This window comes from Shewanella sp. 0m-8 (genome assembly GCF_052977265.1).
In genome coordinates this window covers 56,581-73,922 of record NZ_JBRIMB010000004.1, presented here as the reverse complement: position 1 = coordinate 73,922, position 17,342 = coordinate 56,581, and the positions used below count along the sequence as shown (strand labels likewise).

At 45.5% G+C, this 17,342-nt stretch carries 10 protein-coding genes; 6 read left to right on the top strand and 4 right to left on the bottom strand.

Features of this window, described 5'->3' with window-relative positions; genetic code table 11:
• Window positions 1-228: 228 nt before the first annotated feature.
• The 4 genes from purL to cydX all read left to right on the top strand — a co-directional run bounded on the left by purL (window position 229) and on the right by cydX (window position 8,179).
• A complete protein-coding gene (purL, locus tag ACVBIO_RS03155) occupies window positions 229-4,110 on the top strand; it encodes a phosphoribosylformylglycinamidine synthase (RefSeq protein WP_447171990.1) in 3,882 nt (1,293 codons plus the stop codon).
• Window positions 4,111-5,336: 1,226 nt separating this feature from the next.
• Window positions 5,337-6,893 (top strand): cytochrome ubiquinol oxidase subunit I, encoded by a 1,557-nt coding sequence (locus tag ACVBIO_RS03150; RefSeq protein ID WP_447161462.1) that lies wholly within the window; start codon window positions 5,337-5,339, stop codon window positions 6,891-6,893.
• A gap of 15 nt (window positions 6,894-6,908) precedes the next feature.
• On the top strand, window positions 6,909-8,048 hold the full coding sequence (gene cydB, locus ACVBIO_RS03145; protein ID WP_447161461.1) for a cytochrome d ubiquinol oxidase subunit II: 1,140 nt from the start codon (window positions 6,909-6,911) through the stop codon (window positions 8,046-8,048).
• Window positions 8,049-8,062: 14 nt separating this feature from the next.
• On the top strand, window positions 8,063-8,179 hold the full coding sequence (cydX, locus tag ACVBIO_RS03140; RefSeq protein ID WP_447161460.1) for a cytochrome bd-I oxidase subunit CydX: 117 nt from the start codon (window positions 8,063-8,065) through the stop codon (window positions 8,177-8,179).
• Window positions 8,180-8,639: 460 nt separating this feature from the next.
• On the opposite strand, the gene ACVBIO_RS03135 is transcribed toward cydX, so the two are convergent.
• Window positions 8,640-9,212, bottom strand: coding sequence for a hypothetical protein (locus ACVBIO_RS03135; RefSeq protein WP_447171934.1), 573 nt, complete (start codon window positions 9,210-9,212; stop codon window positions 8,640-8,642).
• A gap of 243 nt (window positions 9,213-9,455) precedes the next feature.
• Window positions 9,456-11,459, bottom strand: coding sequence for a methyl-accepting chemotaxis protein (locus ACVBIO_RS03130; protein WP_447171933.1), 2,004 nt, complete (start codon window positions 11,457-11,459; stop codon window positions 9,456-9,458).
• Between the two features lie 218 nt (window positions 11,460-11,677).
• Here ACVBIO_RS03130 and ACVBIO_RS03125 point away from each other — a divergent pair, with 218 nt between their 5' ends.
• The gene (locus ACVBIO_RS03125; protein WP_447161457.1) at window positions 11,678-11,929 is read left to right on the top strand and encodes a YdcH family protein; all 252 of its coding nucleotides are present in this window, start codon (window positions 11,678-11,680) and stop codon (window positions 11,927-11,929) included.
• 276 nt (window positions 11,930-12,205) lie between these two features.
• On the opposite strand, the gene ACVBIO_RS03120 is transcribed toward ACVBIO_RS03125, so the two are convergent.
• Entirely contained in the window at window positions 12,206-15,319 is a 3,114-nt protein-coding gene (locus ACVBIO_RS03120; RefSeq protein WP_447171932.1) for an efflux RND transporter permease subunit, read from the bottom strand.
• A gap of 5 nt (window positions 15,320-15,324) precedes the next feature.
• Window positions 15,325-16,437, bottom strand: coding sequence for an efflux RND transporter periplasmic adaptor subunit (locus tag ACVBIO_RS03115; protein WP_447161455.1), 1,113 nt, complete (start codon window positions 16,435-16,437; stop codon window positions 15,325-15,327).
• 193 nt (window positions 16,438-16,630) lie between these two features.
• Between ACVBIO_RS03115 and ACVBIO_RS03110 the strand changes: the two genes are divergently transcribed.
• Window positions 16,631-17,245, top strand: coding sequence for a TetR/AcrR family transcriptional regulator (locus tag ACVBIO_RS03110; RefSeq protein ID WP_447161454.1), 615 nt, complete (start codon window positions 16,631-16,633; stop codon window positions 17,243-17,245).
• Window positions 17,246-17,342 lie beyond the last annotated feature (97 nt).

The following is a 17,342-nucleotide window of genomic DNA, read 5'->3' as shown; positions in this document are numbered from 1 at the left end:
TTGCCGTAAAAAAATGGCATATTTGCTGTTGCTGTTAGATCCAGTATGAACCTAAATTGTTTTTTTGCTGGAAATCAGCGCATTCAATAGCAAATAAAATCGAGGCGCTTTTTCCTGTACAGGAAACACTGTTTTCTATAGCGACTGCTGATGATTTGTGACAAACATTTCCCTATAATAGCGCCAGATCTGACCCTGCAATTATAATATATAAGGTGAAAAGACGTGATGGAGATCATCCGCGGAGCCCCTGCACTTTCGGCGTTTAGAGTACAGAAGCTGATGCAAGCTTGTGAATCGGCAGCACTGCCAGTGTGCCAAATCTATGCCGAGTTTATCCATTTAGCTGATTTGAACGAGCAGTTAAATGAAAATGAAAGTCAACAGCTTGAAAAAATCTTAACCTACGGCCCCGCTATCGAAGCGCACACGCCAGAAGGCTATCTCCACTTTGTCACCCCCCGTCCCGGTACCATCTCTCCTTGGTCATCAAAAGCAACAGATATCGCCCACAATTGTGGTCTGAATAAGGTTAAGCGCCTAGAGCGTGGTATTGCCTATTATGTTGTGGCCGACGAGTTATCTACCGAACAAACTAAAGCGTTAACGGCGCTATTACACGACCGTATGGTTGAAGTGATGCTGCCAAACTTTGATAGCGCTAGCGTATTGTTTGCTCGCACTGAGCCGACAAAGTTCACCAGCGTTGATGTGCTTGGCGAAGGTCGAGTTGCACTTGAGCAAGCTAACACTAAGCTAGGCTTGGCATTAGCCGATGATGAAATTGACTATCTAGTAGAGAACTTTACTCGCCTAGGTCGTAACCCAAATGACATCGAGCTAATGATGTTTGCTCAAGCAAACTCAGAGCATTGTCGTCATAAAATCTTTAACGCAGATTGGACAATCGATGGTGAAGTGCAGCCAAAGTCTTTGTTCAAGATGATTAAGAATACCTTCGAGAAGACCCCAGAAAACGTATTATCGGCTTATAAAGATAACGCTGCGGTAATGACAGGCTCAACAGCCGGTCGCTTCTTCCCGAAACAAGATGGTGTTTATGGCTACCACACAGAGCCGATGCACATCTTAATGAAAGTTGAAACCCACAATCACCCGACAGCTATTAGCCCATACCCTGGTGCAGCAACGGGCAGCGGCGGTGAAATTCGTGATGAAGGCGCGACAGGTCGAGGCTCTAAGCCAAAGGCCGGTTTAACAGGCTTTAGTGTTTCAAACCTTAAGATCCCAGGTTTTGTTCAGCCATGGGAAGCTGATTACGGTAAGCCAGATCGTATCGTAACCGCACTTGATATTATGACCGAGGGCCCACTTGGTGGCGCAGCGTTTAATAACGAATTTGGTCGCCCAGCCCTAGTGGGTTACTTCCGCACTTACGAGCAGGAAGTTAACAGCCACAACGGTGTTGAAGTTCGTGGTTACCACAAGCCCATTATGCTGGCGGGTGGTTTAGGTAATATCCGTGAAGAGCATGTACAAAAAGGTGAGATCACCGTTGGCGCTAAGCTAGTAGTGCTTGGCGGCCCTGCGATGAACATCGGTTTGGGCGGCGGCGCGGCGTCATCAATGACTTCAGGTCAGTCGAGTGAAGACTTAGACTTTGCTTCCGTGCAGCGTGAAAACCCAGAGATGGAACGCCGTTGCCAAGAGGTTATCGACCGCTGCTGGCAGATGGGTGATGACAATCCAATTCAGTTTATCCACGATGTGGGCGCGGGCGGCCTATCAAATGCATTCCCAGAGCTTGTGAATGATGGTGAACGTGGCGGTAAGTTTGAGCTACGTAAAGTGCCCTCTGATGAGCCAGGCATGAGCCCATTAGAAATTTGGTGTAACGAGTCACAAGAGCGTTACGTGATGTCAATTGCGCCTGAAAACATTGAGCTGTTCAGCGCAATTTGTCAGCGTGAGCGCGCTCCATTTGCAGTTGTTGGCGTAGCGACGGAAGAAAAAGAACTTGTCCTTAGCGATGAGCACTTTGAAAACCACCCAATCGATTTGCCACTAGAAGTGCTATTAGGCAAAGCGCCTAAAATGAGCCGCGATGTGGTGAGTGCTAAAGCTAACTCTGCCGCGCTTGACCAAAGCGCGATTGAAGTTCAAGAAGCGGCGCACCGTTTACTGCGTTTACCTACTATTGCCGAGAAAACCTTCCTTATCACTATCGGTGATAGAACGGTAACAGGCCTTGTTAATCGTGACCAAATGGTTGGCCCCTGGCAGGTACCAGTGGCTGATTGTGCGGTTACTGCATCAAGCTATGACTCATACACAGGTGAAGCGATGTCTATGGGTGAGCGCACGCCGCTTGCACTACTGGACTTTGGCGCATCAGCGCGTATGGCAGTTGCTGAATCAATCTTAAACATTGCTGGTACTGATATTGGCTCGTTTAAGCACATTAAACTGTCTGCAAACTGGATGTCACCAGCGGGTCATCCAGGTGAAGACGCGGGTCTTTACCAAGCAGTAAAAGCCATTGGTGAAGAGCTTTGCCCTGATTTGTCTTTGACTATCCCAGTGGGTAAAGACTCAATGTCGATGAAAACGGCATGGGAAGATAACGGCGTTCAAAAGACCGTGACCTCTCCTATGTCGCTGGTTATCACCGCATTTGGTGTGGTGCAAGATGTGCGTAACACTGTCACGCCAGAGCTTCGCACCGATAAAGGCGAAACAGACCTGTTACTGCTTGACCTTGGTCTTGGCCAGAATCGCTTAGGTGGCTCTTGTTTAGCTCAGGTTTACAGTGAACTGGGCGATATCGCGCCAGATCTTGATAACTCTGCGACCCTAAAAGGCTTCTTCGAAACCATTCAGCCAATGATTGCCGATAAATCAATTATTGCGTACCACGACAGAAGTGATGGCGGTCTTTACACGACCTTAGTTGAGATGGCATTTGCCGGCCACACCGGTCTAAATGTTGACTTGAGTGCACTAACAGGTACTGACGTTGAACGTCTGTTTAACGAAGAGCTAGGTGCGATTATTCAAGTTCGTCGTCAAGACGCTGCGATTATCACTGAAAAGTTTGCTGCGGCTGGCGTACCTTGCCACAAAGTTGCAGAGCTTAACGATAGCGACAGCATTGCAATCTTTGATGGGATGCGTGAAGTACTAACTGAAACCCGTACTTCAATACGCACTATTTGGGCTGAAACCACTTATCGCATGCAGGCGTTACGTGACAACCCAGAGTGTGCTAAAGAAGAGTTCGAGCTTAAGCAAGACGCTAGCGATTTAGGTCTAACTGTTGATTTAAGTTTTGACCCAAGTGAAGACGTTGCCGCGCCATTTATCCTAAAAGGCGCAGCGCCTAAGATGGCTATTTTGCGTGAGCAGGGCGTTAACTCGCATATTGAAATGGCAGCGGCATTTGATCGCGCAGGTTTCGAGGCGACAGACGTTCACATGAGTGACATCTTAAGCGGCCGCATTAGCTTAGAGGAGTTCCAGGGCTTAGTGGCGTGTGGCGGTTTCTCTTACGGTGACGTACTGGGCGCGGGGGAAGGCTGGGCTAAGTCAATTCTGTTTAACGAGCGTGCTCGTGAGCAGTTTAGCCAGTTCTTTGAACGTAATGACAGTTTCTCACTCGGTGTATGTAACGGTTGTCAGATGCTGTCTAACTTAAAAGACATCATTCCTGGCACTGAATTGTGGCCACACTTTGTGCGTAACCGCTCTGAGCGTTTTGAAGCCCGCTTTAGCCTAGTTGAAGTGCAAAAGAGTCCATCTTTGTTCTTCCAAGGTATGGAAGGCTCTCGCATGCCTATCGCTGTGTCACATGGTGAGGGGCGCGCTGAGTTTGCATCGCCTGAAGCGTTAGCGGCTGCAGAAGCGTCGGGTACGATTGCACTACGTTATGTTGATGGTAATGGGCAAATTGCAACTCAGTATCCACAGAACCCGAATGGCTCACCAAATGCGATTACTGCATTGAGCTCAACTGACGGTCGAGTAACGATTATGATGCCGCATCCCGAGCGAGTATTTAGAACCGTTGCTAACTCATGGCATCCTGAGTCTTGGGGCGAAGATAGCCCTTGGATGAGAATGTTCCGCAACGTGAGAAAATCAGTCGGGTAATATGCATCAATGCTGATGTAATACTGATTTGATACTAAGAAAGCCTCTAATATTTAGGGGCTTTTTTTTATATGAAATTTTTGATGGGTAAGTGTTTTAGTAAACAAGATTGACTAAACAAGAGATTAGTGGTTGTTTAGTCAATCATGGAATACTAATTTAATGTGTTTTGGCCTAGTCAGAGCAGCTTTATCGATAAGCAGAGGTTATTAGTAGTCTTTGAAAGTAGTGGGCTTTTTTCGATGAGGTACGAGAATAATGAGTGAAGCATAAAAAAGCCCCCCTTATTACTAAGGAGGGCCGCTTTGCGCTAACAAAACTTCAAGATAAATCTTGCATTAGAAAGCAGTGTTTATAGCTCTCTAGAAGTATAAAGTTCAACGAAAACACGCTGATAGCTAACAACTAGACGCTCGAATAATTTTGTCATAATGGTATCTCCACCAAGATTGATAATAATAAGCGGAGTAAGTCTTTACCGGGCTACATCACCGGGTTAATCAGACTGTCTCCTTAACTTGGTGCTCATTTTAGGCGAGGTCTAATTTTTGATCAAACGAGAAAAATTACACTTTGACATTATTAAAACTTATCCGAAAATGTAGGTCTTAAAATCAATTTCCGCAGGCTTTTTTGTAAAGCGTTGTTTTAAATGGCTTTACTGTGGAAATTCAATTTTTGCATTACCTATTTGCACTATGATTACTGTTGCTGGGTTTGTTAAGGAATGGTGTTTTGCAAGGTTAGGTGTGAAATAACTGCTTATTAGCTAAAACTGTCAACTTTGTTCACTTTTGAATCGCTCCTACCATGAGTGTTTTATGCTGTCAACGGTCTTCATGGTGGAACTGTGTGCTTCACCTCAAAACCCGTTGAAACCGAATGCTTTGATTGATTTGAATCAATTTTGAATGGTATAAAAACACTGCGGATAACCTTATTTCGTATTGCAAGTGACTGATATTAACTAATTTGTTTATTCTTTATTTGCGTTTTCGAGAAGGAAGTCACAACGGCCATTAAAAATGTGATCGCAAGCGTGGGCTTGCTAGTGTTTTTGGCTTTAAAATACAAAATTTATGAATTAAACAACGAAGCGCGGTTGAAGTTGGGGTTTTGTTATAAAACCTAACTATTTTACTGCATTAATATTCCTATATAGGCAGTCACTCTCGTTGATGGGGATCTAACGAAAGTGATTTGACGCACCACCTAAGGAGTCACAAATGATTTTAGAAGAGGTTGTTGAGCTGTCGCGTTTTCAGTTTGCGATGACAGCCATGTATCACTTCCTATTTGTTCCCTTGACCTTGGGGTTAGCATTCTTGCTAGCCATTATGGAATCACTTTATGTGATGACCAATAAGCAAATCTATAAAGATATGACCAAGTTCTGGGGTAAGTTATTCGGTATCAACTTTGCACTTGGCGTTGCAACTGGTTTGGCGATGGAGTTCCAGTTCGGAACTAACTGGTCATACTATTCGCACTACGTCGGTGACATCTTTGGTGCTCCACTTGCTATCGAAGGCCTAATGGCGTTCTTCCTAGAGTCTACCTTAGTCGGTATGTTCTTCTTCGGTTGGGATCGTTTCAGTAAACGCCAACATTTGGCGGTAACCTGGTTAGTTGCGCTAGGTTCTAACATGTCAGCATTGTGGATCTTAGTGGCTAACGGCTGGATGCAAAACCCAGTGGGTAGCACATTCAACTACGAAACCATGCGTATGGAAATGACCAGCTGGGGCGAAGTACTCTTTAACCCAGTTGCGCAGGTGAAGTTTGTTCACACTGTAGCGTCAGGTTATGTTGCCGGTGCGATGTTCGTTCTAGCAATCAGTGCTTACTACATCTTGAAGAAGCGTGACTTACCATTTGCACGTCGCTCGTTTGCGATTGCTGCAAGTTTCGGTATGGCATCTATCTTGTCTGTAATCGTTCTTGGTGACGAGTCAGGCTACAAGGTGGGTGAAGTACAACGTGTTAAGTTAGCAGCAATTGAAGCTGAGTGGCACACTGAGCCTGCTCCAGCAGCCTTTACTGCAGTAGGTTTCCCTAATCAGGAAACCCAGCACACTGATTACGCAATCAAAATTCCTTATGCTATGGGTATCATTGCCACTCGTTCACTTGATGAGCAAGTAACGGGTATCAAGGACTTAATTGCAGAGCATGAAGTGCGTATTCGTAACGGTATGGTTGCATACGGTCTGCTTGAGCAATTGCGTAACGGTAATGAAACGCCTGAAGTTAGAGCGGCATTTGAAGACGCTAAAGTTGACCTAGGTTATGGCTTACTACTGAAGCGTTACACTGACAAAGTGACAGATGCAACAGAAGAGCAAATCAAAGCCGCGGCTAATGACTCGATTCCAAACGTAGCACCTATGTTCTGGTCTTTCCGTGTCATGGTTGGTGCGGGTATGGTGATGTTATTGGTGTTTGCTGCAGCATTTTGGCAGAGCACGCGTCATCAAATCGAAGAGAAGAAATGGGTTCTTAAAGCGGCACTTTACAGCTTACCACTACCGTGGATTGCGATTGAGTGTGGTTGGTTTGTGGCTGAATACGGCCGTCAACCTTGGACGATTTCTGAAGTACTGCCGACATTTATGTCAGCCTCTAGCTTGTCTGTAGGCGATTTAATGTTCAGTATTATTTCTATCACGCTATTTTATTCAATCTTACTAGTGATTGAGCTTTATCTAATGATTAAGTTCGCGCGTATTGGCCCAAGCTGTTTGAAGACGGGTCGCTATCACTTTGAAAAGCTTGATGCCTAAACTGGAGATCTGATTATGTTTGATTATGAAATGTTAAGATTTATCTGGTGGGCACTGATTGGTGTGCTTTTCATCGGATTCGCTGTCACAGATGGCTTCGATATGGGTGTGGGTGCCTTATTACCGATTATCGGTAAAGACGACACTGATCGCCGTATCATGATTAACTCTATTGCACCGCATTGGGATGGTAACCAAGTTTGGTTGATCACCGCGGGTGGTGCATTGTTCGCAGCTTGGCCTATGGTCTACGGCGTGTCTTTCTCAGGTTTCTACGTGGCAATGATGTTAACACTGTTTGCATTATTCCTACGCCCTGTAGGTTTTGACTACCGTTCAAAGATTGAAGACCCAAGATGGCGTAAGTCTTGGGACTGGGCACTGTTTGTGGGTGGTTTTGTTCCGCCACTAATCATCGGTGTTGCGTTTGGTAACTTGCTACAAGGTGTTCCGTTTAACTTTGACGAATACTTGCGTGCGACATACCACGGCGGTTTCTTCGGTTTACTAAATGGCTTTGGTATTCTAGCTGGCCTAGTGAGCGTGAGCATGTTTATGCTACAGGGCTCAACCTGGCTACAAATGAAGACAGAAGGCGAGCTACGCGAACGCGCTGCTAAGATGTCGCAGTTGCTATCTGTAGCACTATTCGTATTCTTCGGCGCTGCGGGTGTGTGGTTAGTGAATGGTATTGACGGTTACGTGATTACTTCAGCTATCGACACGTATGGCGTTTCTGACCCAACCCTTAAAACAGTTGCTGTTGAAGCCGGCGCTTGGTTAGTGAACTACGATAAGTATCCACTGACTATGGCATTCCCAGTGATTGGCCTACTTATGCCTATCTTAGTATTGCTATGTAGCCGCATTAACCGTTCAGGTTTTGCGTTCTTCTTTAGCTCAGTAGGTATTGCAGCGGTTATTCTAACGTGTGGCGCAGCAATGTTCCCATTCGTTATGCCATCTTCACTAGAGCCAAACGTCAGTTTGACTATGTGGGATTCGACTGCGAGTGAGATGTCACTAACCGTGATGACATGGGCTGCAATCATCTTTGTACCGATTGTACTTAGCTACACGGTTTGGACTTACTTGAAGATGTTTGGTCGTTTATCTCGCGACTTCATCGAAAAGAACAAGACCTCACTTTACTAATAGGAGCCTAGATTATGTGGTATTTTGCTTGGATTTTAGGCGTATTGTTAGCCTGTTCTTTCGGTATTATCAATGCTCTATGGCTTGAAACGACTGAGAATATGGACCGTGACGCTGAAAAAGAAGATTAATCTTTAAACAGTTGAATGGTTAAGTAAGAGCCCCGTTAATGCGGGGCTTTTTGTTTTTAAAGAAGGTAAAAACAGGTGCTAGGGAAAGCAGGTTCTAGGAGCTAGGAAAAGCTGAGACGGTGAAAGCAAAGACGATGAAAGCGGAGCGGCCTGCGGCCTTACGGTTGACGGAACGTTCGCTGGCTCACTTACGGAAAGCTAAGATGATACGAGCTAAGATAATGCAAGCTAAAACGGTATAAGCTGGGTAGGCAAGGAGTAAAGCCTAACTCTTGTTTATTGTAGGTTGGGCCTCAGACCATCAATCTTTTAAGGGTAAGCTGAGATGGTAAAGCAAAGACAATATAAGCTGAGACGGCAAAAGAAGGTGCTAAGAAAGGCTGGTACAGGCTAAGGGAAAGTAAAGGATTACTAGGCTTCAGCCGAAGCCTAGTGGCAGAACATGTCAATGAGTCAATTATTACAGCTCAGCGCGATAGATGAACAGCGCGGTATCCATCACCATTTCAGACACTGGGGTCTCATTAAAGTTTCCAGTTGCTTGATCGACAATCAAATGTTTTCGGTCGCCGACTTTATCGAGTATTTTAACGCTGTAACAGTTTTTAGAAGTACGTAGATCGCAGCCTTTGGTCATCAGGTCTGTCGTAAAGTAAGTTGCGTAAACAGCGATTTCGTTTACCTTACCATCTTTGGTGTGCAACACTTTAATCTCGGCCACTCCATCGATGGTCTCATCAGTCATCAAACGGTTAACCGCGCGTTGGTACTCCTGCTTATAGGTCGCCGAGTCTTTGCTGACAAACAGATAAGACTCAAAGCCAAACTCTTCCAGTTTATGACCAAGATCTGTGGCAAAGGTTTTACCTACTTCAAAAAGAAAACCATTTGCGGCGGGGCTATCTTCATAGGTGGTATTGAGTCCTTCACCGGCAATGATCAGTAATTTCTTACCCTGGACCGAATTAATTTGCGGACTGGCACAGCCGGCCATAATCAAGATGAAACAAACGATGAAAAAGTTGCGTAACATATAGGTACTCAATATGAATGGTCGTTGTGTTGTATAACAGTATTGTGAAACAACACTGTTATACATGAATGTGGCCGGATTATAGAACGCTGTTAGTTAAAAAATCTAGCAGTTAATCAGTTAAATATATTTAAAATCAGAGCTATAGCATGTGTCTTCGGCTTGTTTGAACAAAGAAAAAGGCAGCTCTCTCGGCTGCCTTTGTGACTTCATTGATGAGTCATTGTGCTCTTGGCTGAAACATTACGCCTTAAACACGCTGATCTTAGTATTAATCTCATTGGCAATAGAAGCTAAGCTTTCAGCTGAATCGACACTGTCTCCAGCGCGTTGTTCGCCGTCTCTAGCAAGTTCGGTAATTTGATGTAGATTGCGAGTGATCTCTTCGGCTACAGCACTTTGTTGCTCTGTCGCACTGGCAATACTACTGGCTGTTGTGGCGAGTTCTGCAATGCTGCTGTTGATCTCTATAAGCTGTACAATCGCTTCATTACCTTGAGCGGCAGAGGCATCACCAAGCTCATTACTTTGGTTCATCTGCCCAGCAGTCAGTTTCACTTGAGACTGCAGCTGAGTAATGGTTTTTCCAATCTCGGCTATAGACGTTTGAGTTCGCTGCGCTAGGGTGCGCACTTCATCGGCGACGACGGCAAAACCTCGACCTTGCTCACCCGCTCTCGCCGCTTCAATGGCTGCATTTAGTGCAAGCAGGTTGGTCTGCTCGGCAATGCTGTTAATGACTTCGGTAACTTGGCTGATTGCTTGACTCTCTTTATTGACCACTTCGACACTATTGTGGCTATCAGTCAGTTGATTACTTAGGCTTTGTAGGCCATTAACTAAGTCATTAAGAAGGGCTTGCCCACCTTTGGCTGCATCATCGACTCGCTGGCTCATGCTCGCACCTTCATTTGCATGGTTAGCAACATCGCGTACAGAGGCTGACATCTCTTCGATGGCTGTGGCGATTTGGTCTGTTTGTGCCATTAAGGATTGTGCTTCTTCACCATTTAAACGAGCGGTCTCTTGAGTGTGGTTAGAATGTGTTTGCAGTGCGGTGACCGACTGCTGCAAAGCTAATATAAGTTCCCTGAGATTCGTCGCCATCTTAGCGGTACTGTTAGTGATTAAATCTACCTCATTTTTGCTGTTAGCCTCGCTAGCAGCAAAGTATTGGGACAGATCGCCCGAACCCAGCTTTTCAAGCTGATTTTGTAATGTTCCAAGTGGTTTGAGAGCTCGAACCAGAACCAAAGACAACAGCAAGGTAATGACCATCATGCCGATTAACGACACGCCCATATTAATGTTGAGTAAGGTAACACTTTCTTCGTTAAGCTCTGCGCCATCCACTTGCCCAATCAGCGACCAGTTCCAGCCTGGGATATCGATGGTATAGGCATAAGCGGTTTCTCCCTTACTATTGGTATATTCCCACGAGCCAAGGTGAGTTAGAGCTTGCTCTAGGGTTATCCCATCAAGGATGTCAGTGTTGACTTTGCTACCAGCAGAGTGCTTTGGATGAGCGACTATGGTGTGGTCTAATTTACGTACTAACAAATAGTGGCCAGACTCTTCTAACTGGAGCTTATTAATCGCACCGCGTAATTGTGCTAATGAACCACTGATATCGAAGCCTATGTATAAAATGCCGATTACGCTGCCACTACTATCTTTAATTGGGCGGTAGATAGTCATGTAGTCTTTACCAAACAGCTGAGCATAACCTTCATAGTCATTGCCCTTTAGCATGGCATTGTAAGCAGGATGCTGTTTATCAAGGTAGGTCGCTAATGCCCGTTTACCATCAGACTTTTTTAACGAAGTCGAGATGCGGATAAAGTTATCACCTTCGCGAACAAATACGGTTGCGTTGCCGCCAGTTAGGTTAGAGTAGCGGTCGACTTTACTCTTAGAGGCGTTAATTTGTTCCCTTTCATGCCTGAGCGCTGGCGTTTCAACTCCCATGACTCGGACCGTTTTATCTGGTTTATGGAAGTTACCAGGATACATGGCGCGAAACACGTCAGCATTACGCTTGGCGAGCGATAATAGACTCTCGTATTGCAGCTCGATTAAATCTGCAGTGCCTTTGGTTTGAGCCTGCATCGCGCTAATGCCCTTATCTCTTAACACATCTGATGCGGTTAAATAGGAAACGCAGCCAAGAAAGCCAAAAATGAGTACGGTGAGTAATAAAGCAAGCATGCCAATTTGCTTAGCAATCGGCCAATTCTTATAGTTCATACAGTTTCAATTTTTGCTGAGGGTTAAGTCAATGTAATTGAATTCTTTTTAAAAAGAATTGATGCAGGTCTATAAGTTAACCATTGATAACAAATTGGCTAAAGATATCTTTACAGTAAGCAGGATGTGAAATAACTGCGATCGCTAGCTAAGCGTTAAGCTAACGACGATAATGTCTACTGGTTGCATAATAATGAATACATAATAAGGAGAGAAATATGTTGGGTGAAAACCACTTGCTGACCCACGAGTTTCCAGAATACTTGTCAGCGATTATTGAGCTTAAGAGCCGCAATAAAGCATTTTGCGTGTTAGCGAAACGATATCATCAACTCGATCATCAAATTCGTGGTTTTGAAGAAAATGAAGTGCCGACCAGTGATGCGCACTTTATGGCGTTAAAGGCGGAGCGGGTGGCACTTAAGGATCAAATCTATCAGATATTAGTCGCACACTCCAAATTAGCTTAATTGTGCACTTAGCTCTAATGATTAGCTTTGATGATTAGCTTTGATGTGTATTAGATTAACTTAGCTTTGATGTTCAACTGCTATGCTTCCACAGCGACTTCTTATACACGGCTATATGTTATAGCCGTTAAATCGTGTTTGAATAGTGTTGAAATCTCTTTTTAATCTCACTTGAATACTCATCGCATCAGTCTGAATGCCCTTGAATGAGTCGTTCTTGCAGTACTCTTCTTAATATAACCACTCCCATTACTTATGTGAGTAAGGGAGTGATGCTCAATACCGAGGAACAAACCGGTAACGACTGACTTCGCCACTTGCTAGCGGGGCATTTGGGCTTAGCTGTTTAACTTTCTTAGGCCGCATAATCAAGTAATAAATTGTTGGCACCCATACTAATGAAAGTAAGGTCGTCAGTAAGGTTCCGCCAGCTATCGCAATGGCAAAGGGCGGCCAAAAACCGCCTCCTGCAATGATTAACGGCAGGAATCCACCAATGGTTGTAATGGTCGTTGAACCGATATGGCGGCCACAGCTGGAGACAAGTTCGACAATCAAGTGGGTATCGCCATTTCGCGTGGCTGGCACCTCTTCAAGCTCGGCTAAAATGACGATAGCCGCATTAATCGCAAGCCCCATTAAACCTAATAAACCGATAATCACTGTAAAGCCAAACGGATAACCAAATGTATATACCGCGAGTAGGCCTAAGCCTGCAGACTGAATGGCGCTAAATAAAATGATCCCAGTGAGTCTAAACGAGTTGAACGACAATACTACCGTGGCCAACAGCAGAGTGATCACAAGGACCAGATTAGACATTAAGTTGCCTACCGCCTCATTACGTTTAGCACTTTCACCACCGAGCTCTAGGCGGTAGCCACTAGGCAGCTCAATTGCGTCGAGTTTAGCATTCACATTATCCACTACAGTTTGTGGTAATACGCCAGCTGTAATGTAAGCTTCAATCACGTTGACTCGCTGGCCATCACGTCTAGGGATCGCGCCGCGGCTCACCTCAATTTGACTGCTTGAAATCGCCGATAACGGGATACCAGTACCTTGACCCGACACTAGCGTGATAGCCGACAGTTTGGTTTGTTGCTCGCGGGTGCTGTCACCCAATCTAACGCGCACCGGCAGGGATTCAGTTTGCTCCAAAATACTGCCGCCTTTAATACCAGTGGTGGCCATTTCTATCTGTTTAGCGATATCGGTTAATGACAGACCGCTGATTAAGCTGGCGTCTTCATTGATCTGGAACCAGACTTTGGGCGCCCCAGCACTTAGGGTGGCACGGGTATGGATAACATCTTGAGTATCCGATAACGCTTTGCGAACTTGCTCGCCAAGTAGCTTAAGCTGGTCAAGATTGGGGCCAAAAATACGCACCTCTACAGGGGCATTAAATGGTGGACCTTGCTCGAGCTTACGCACAATAATTTGTGCGCCTGGATACTGTTTATCGAGTGAAATTTGCAGCTGAGGGATCAACTGATTTGCGGTAGCAAAATCTCGGGCTTTTACCATAGCCTGGGCATAATTACTCGCCCCTTGCTGGCGCTGTAATAGGTTGTAATAGAAAGAGGGCACATTGCCGCCGACGACCCAATCAATTCGAGTTATGCCATCCGTTTGGCGTAAGTTAGCATCGATTTTTGCCACTTGCGCTCGGGTATTGCTAATACTGGCTTGCGGAGCGAGATAGACTTCAATTTGAAACATATCTCTGTCAGATGGCGGAAAAAATTGCTCGGTCATCTTGCCTGCGGCGATAAAGCCCATCACGGGTAATACGCCGATGACCACAGCTGCTAGCAAAGGGCGTGATAACGCAAGCGTCAATGTTTGCCTAAAGGCATTGCTCATAAAGGGTAAGTTAATACCGTGGTGATACCAGTGAGTGCCTTTGCCATCAGCGCCAAAGCGGCCGGCAAGACCTGCAATAATCGTATGCGAGATAATAAAAGAGCCGAGTAAGGCAAACATGACCGAGATAGCAATGCCGCCAACAAACTCACCGGCAGCGCCAGGCATTAACACAATTGGCGCAAAGGCGAGCATGGTGGTAATGGTTGAGCCAGCTAAAGGTAACCATAGGTGCTGCAAGGTTTCTTTCACTGCACTGAGACTATCCATGCCTTTTTGGCGGCGCTGAGAGATGGCATCAACAATCACAATGGCGTTATCGACCATAATACCCAGCGCGACCACAAGACCTGTGACCGACATTTGGTGGATTGGTAGGCCAATATATTTCATACAGGCTAAGGTGAAAAGCGCGGTGAGAGGCAATGACAATGCGACTATAAGGGCATTTCTCAGTCCGAGTGTCAGCATCAACACCACTAAGATAATCACAAAGCCTAATAATAAGCTGCCCACTAAATCGCTTAGTCTATCTGTGGTGTAACCTTCTTGGTCAAATAGCCACTCAATCTCGATATTGGCAGGAATACTGCTTTGTAACTCATTAACTGACAGCCTAACTTGTTCAAGCCAAAGGTCGACACGGGTGTTACTGAGCATTCTTGCGGCGACCATCACGCCTTGTTGTTGCTCTATTAGCGCAATGCTGTTGGCGGGTTCTTTGGGTTGACGACTAATGTGTGCAATGTCACCTAAACGGATTATCTGCCCATTCTCGGTAACTTTTAACGGCACTTGGCCGATGCGTGCAATCGAGTCAAGTTCACCGGAGACTTCGATGAGCGCACGAAAGTTGTCGTTATTGATCTCACCTGCAGATACCTTAGCATCGGCAAGTTGTAAAATTTGTGCGATAGACTGCGCTGATAGGGCTAACTGGTTAACTTTATTACCGTCCAGCTGGACCAAGATCTCTTCAGTTGGTTGGCCATAGATGTTAACAAAATCGGTGCCACTGAGTAGCCGTAGCTGACTTTGCAATTCTTTAGCGTAGCGGTTAAGCATATCGGTACGCACTTCGCCGCCACCGCGCCAAACGATACCGAGTATAGCGGTATTAGCGTAACCGAGTTGGTCGTCAAGAGTGGGATTTTGTGCTGACGCTGGCAGCTGAGCTTTGGCATCTGCGATGAGATCTCGTGCTCTAGACCATACGGGCGCGGTTTCTACCACACTGTCTTTTAATTCAAGTTGGATGACAGAGATCCCGGGTCTTGATGTGGACTGCACCAGCTTTAACTCTTCAAGCCGTCTCAGCTCACTTTCAAGCTCCTCGGTAACTAATGCTTCAACTCGCTCGGCAGAGGCGCCAGGATAATGAGTGATCACCGATGCAAAGCGGTTGGTGATCTCAGGATCTTCCATACGTGGCAGGCTAGATATTGCGCCAAAGCCTGCGACAATCAGCAGGGCTATGATCAGACTGATTAGGCGTCCATTTTCAACTAATGACTTAACCATCTGCGTTACCTCGTCACGAGCTGAGTTTGGCGAGTGACCAATTGACCCGCGACCAGTTTATGTAACCCTTGTGAGACGTATTGTTCATTAGGGCTAACCGCGCCATTGATAAAGGCTTTATCTTTAGCGGTATAGATGATCTCAACATCCCGACGTTCGATGCTAAACAGTGGTTCATCAGTTTGAGTCAGGACATAAATATTCCATAATCCGCGCACACCATCGGTTAATGCACTTATCGGCACCCAATAGCCTTGATTGATGATGGTTTTATCGTAGTTTAAGTAACTTAGCTCACCGTTAATAACATTAGCGTCAGCGGGCAGAGTCAGCCTCACTTCAACGGTGCGAGTCACTGGGTTTAGCTCGGCACCAATACCAGCAATGCTTGCAGGGTAGTGTTGCTGCCTGACTCTTAAGTCGACACCTTGACCTGCCACCAAGTTATTGGCTATTTCGACTGGCACCCCTACATACGCCTGAACATTATTTTGCTCTATGATGGTGAAAACTGGGCTGCCGACACCGATGACCTCACCTAAGTTATGGCTTCGCTTGCTAATAACGCCATCAAAGGGGGCGAGTAAGTCTGACTTTTCAATTTTTAATTGGTTAGCAAGTAATGACGCATGTAAGCGATTTTTGGCTGCCAGTAAACTGCTCAGTTGGCCTTTGAGTTCATCAAGCTGCTGCTCTGATACATAGCCTTGTTGTTGCAACCCTAGGCTTCTGTCTAATGTGGCCTTAGCTAAGTCTACGTCAGCTTTGTTTTGCGAGAGACTTGCATCTAACTCATTTTTTTCAGCCATTAACAGGCGAGTATCGAGTTTTGCCAGTAGCTGGCCTTGTTTGACTCTGTCACCACTATCAACGGCTAAGGTATTAATTTTTCCCGCCAGTTCAAAACCTATACCAGTGGTGTTACCAGCACGAATGGTACCTGAAAATTCTTGAACAAATTCATAGCCCTCACTGAGATTTAACACCTCTGCATTAACAGACTGATAACTTGGCGTAGCAGCTTGCTCGACCGATGAGTCCTGGCATGCTGGCAATAGAGTGACTACAACTAAGCTAAGTAGCAGCTTACGACGAGTTATAACTCTTTTGATATTCATTACTTTCAGCCTGTGTTGGTAACGCAATTTCGTGCATTAGGTTAAAAATTGGTTAAACTAGACTGCCTAGTCTAGTGATTAGAAACTAGACTGTCCAGTCCATTTGTGTGCTAAATGGACTGGGTAGTCCATCTTATGCTTAAATAGCACGAGTGATTTACCAACAAGGCCTACCGCAGGAGTGAAGCCCTTTATGAATTCACCAGTATTGAGTCGAAGTGAGCAAAAGCGTGAGCAGATCTTGCAGGCTGCAAAAGATCTCTTTTGCGAGCAGGGTTTTCCCAATACCAGCATGGATGAAGTGGCTAAGTTAGCGGGGGTCTCGAAACAAACGGTGTACTCTCATTTTGGCTGTAAAGACGATCTCTTTGTCGCATCGATTGAGTCTAAGTGCCTAGTACATGGGGTCAATCAAGAGTTGTTGTCAGATCCATCAACGCCAGAGGCCAGCTTATCTTTGTTTGCCAAACACTTTGGCGAGGTGATAACCAGCCCCGAAGCTGTCACCGTTTTTAAAGCTTGCGTGTCACAAGCTGACTCGCACCCAGAGATCTCACAGTTATTCTATAGCGCGGGGCCTAAGCATATTTTAGGTTTATTGCGAGACTATTTAACACGGGTTTCTACACTTGGTGTGTATGAGTTCAATCATCCTCAGCATTGCGCGGTGCGCCTTTGTTTGATGATTTTTGGTGAGGTACGTATGAGACTTGATCTTGGCTTAGACGTGAGTGATTTACTTGCCGAACGTGAGCAGTACATTAACGAGACGGTAGAGATGTTCTTAAGGGCTTATAAAGTCAGTTAAGGATAAATAACAAGGCGCTTTAGCTCTTTGTTATTAGGGTCGTTCCGCTTTAGTAATAACCGAGCCATTGCGATGAGTGCTCGTGATGAACTAATGC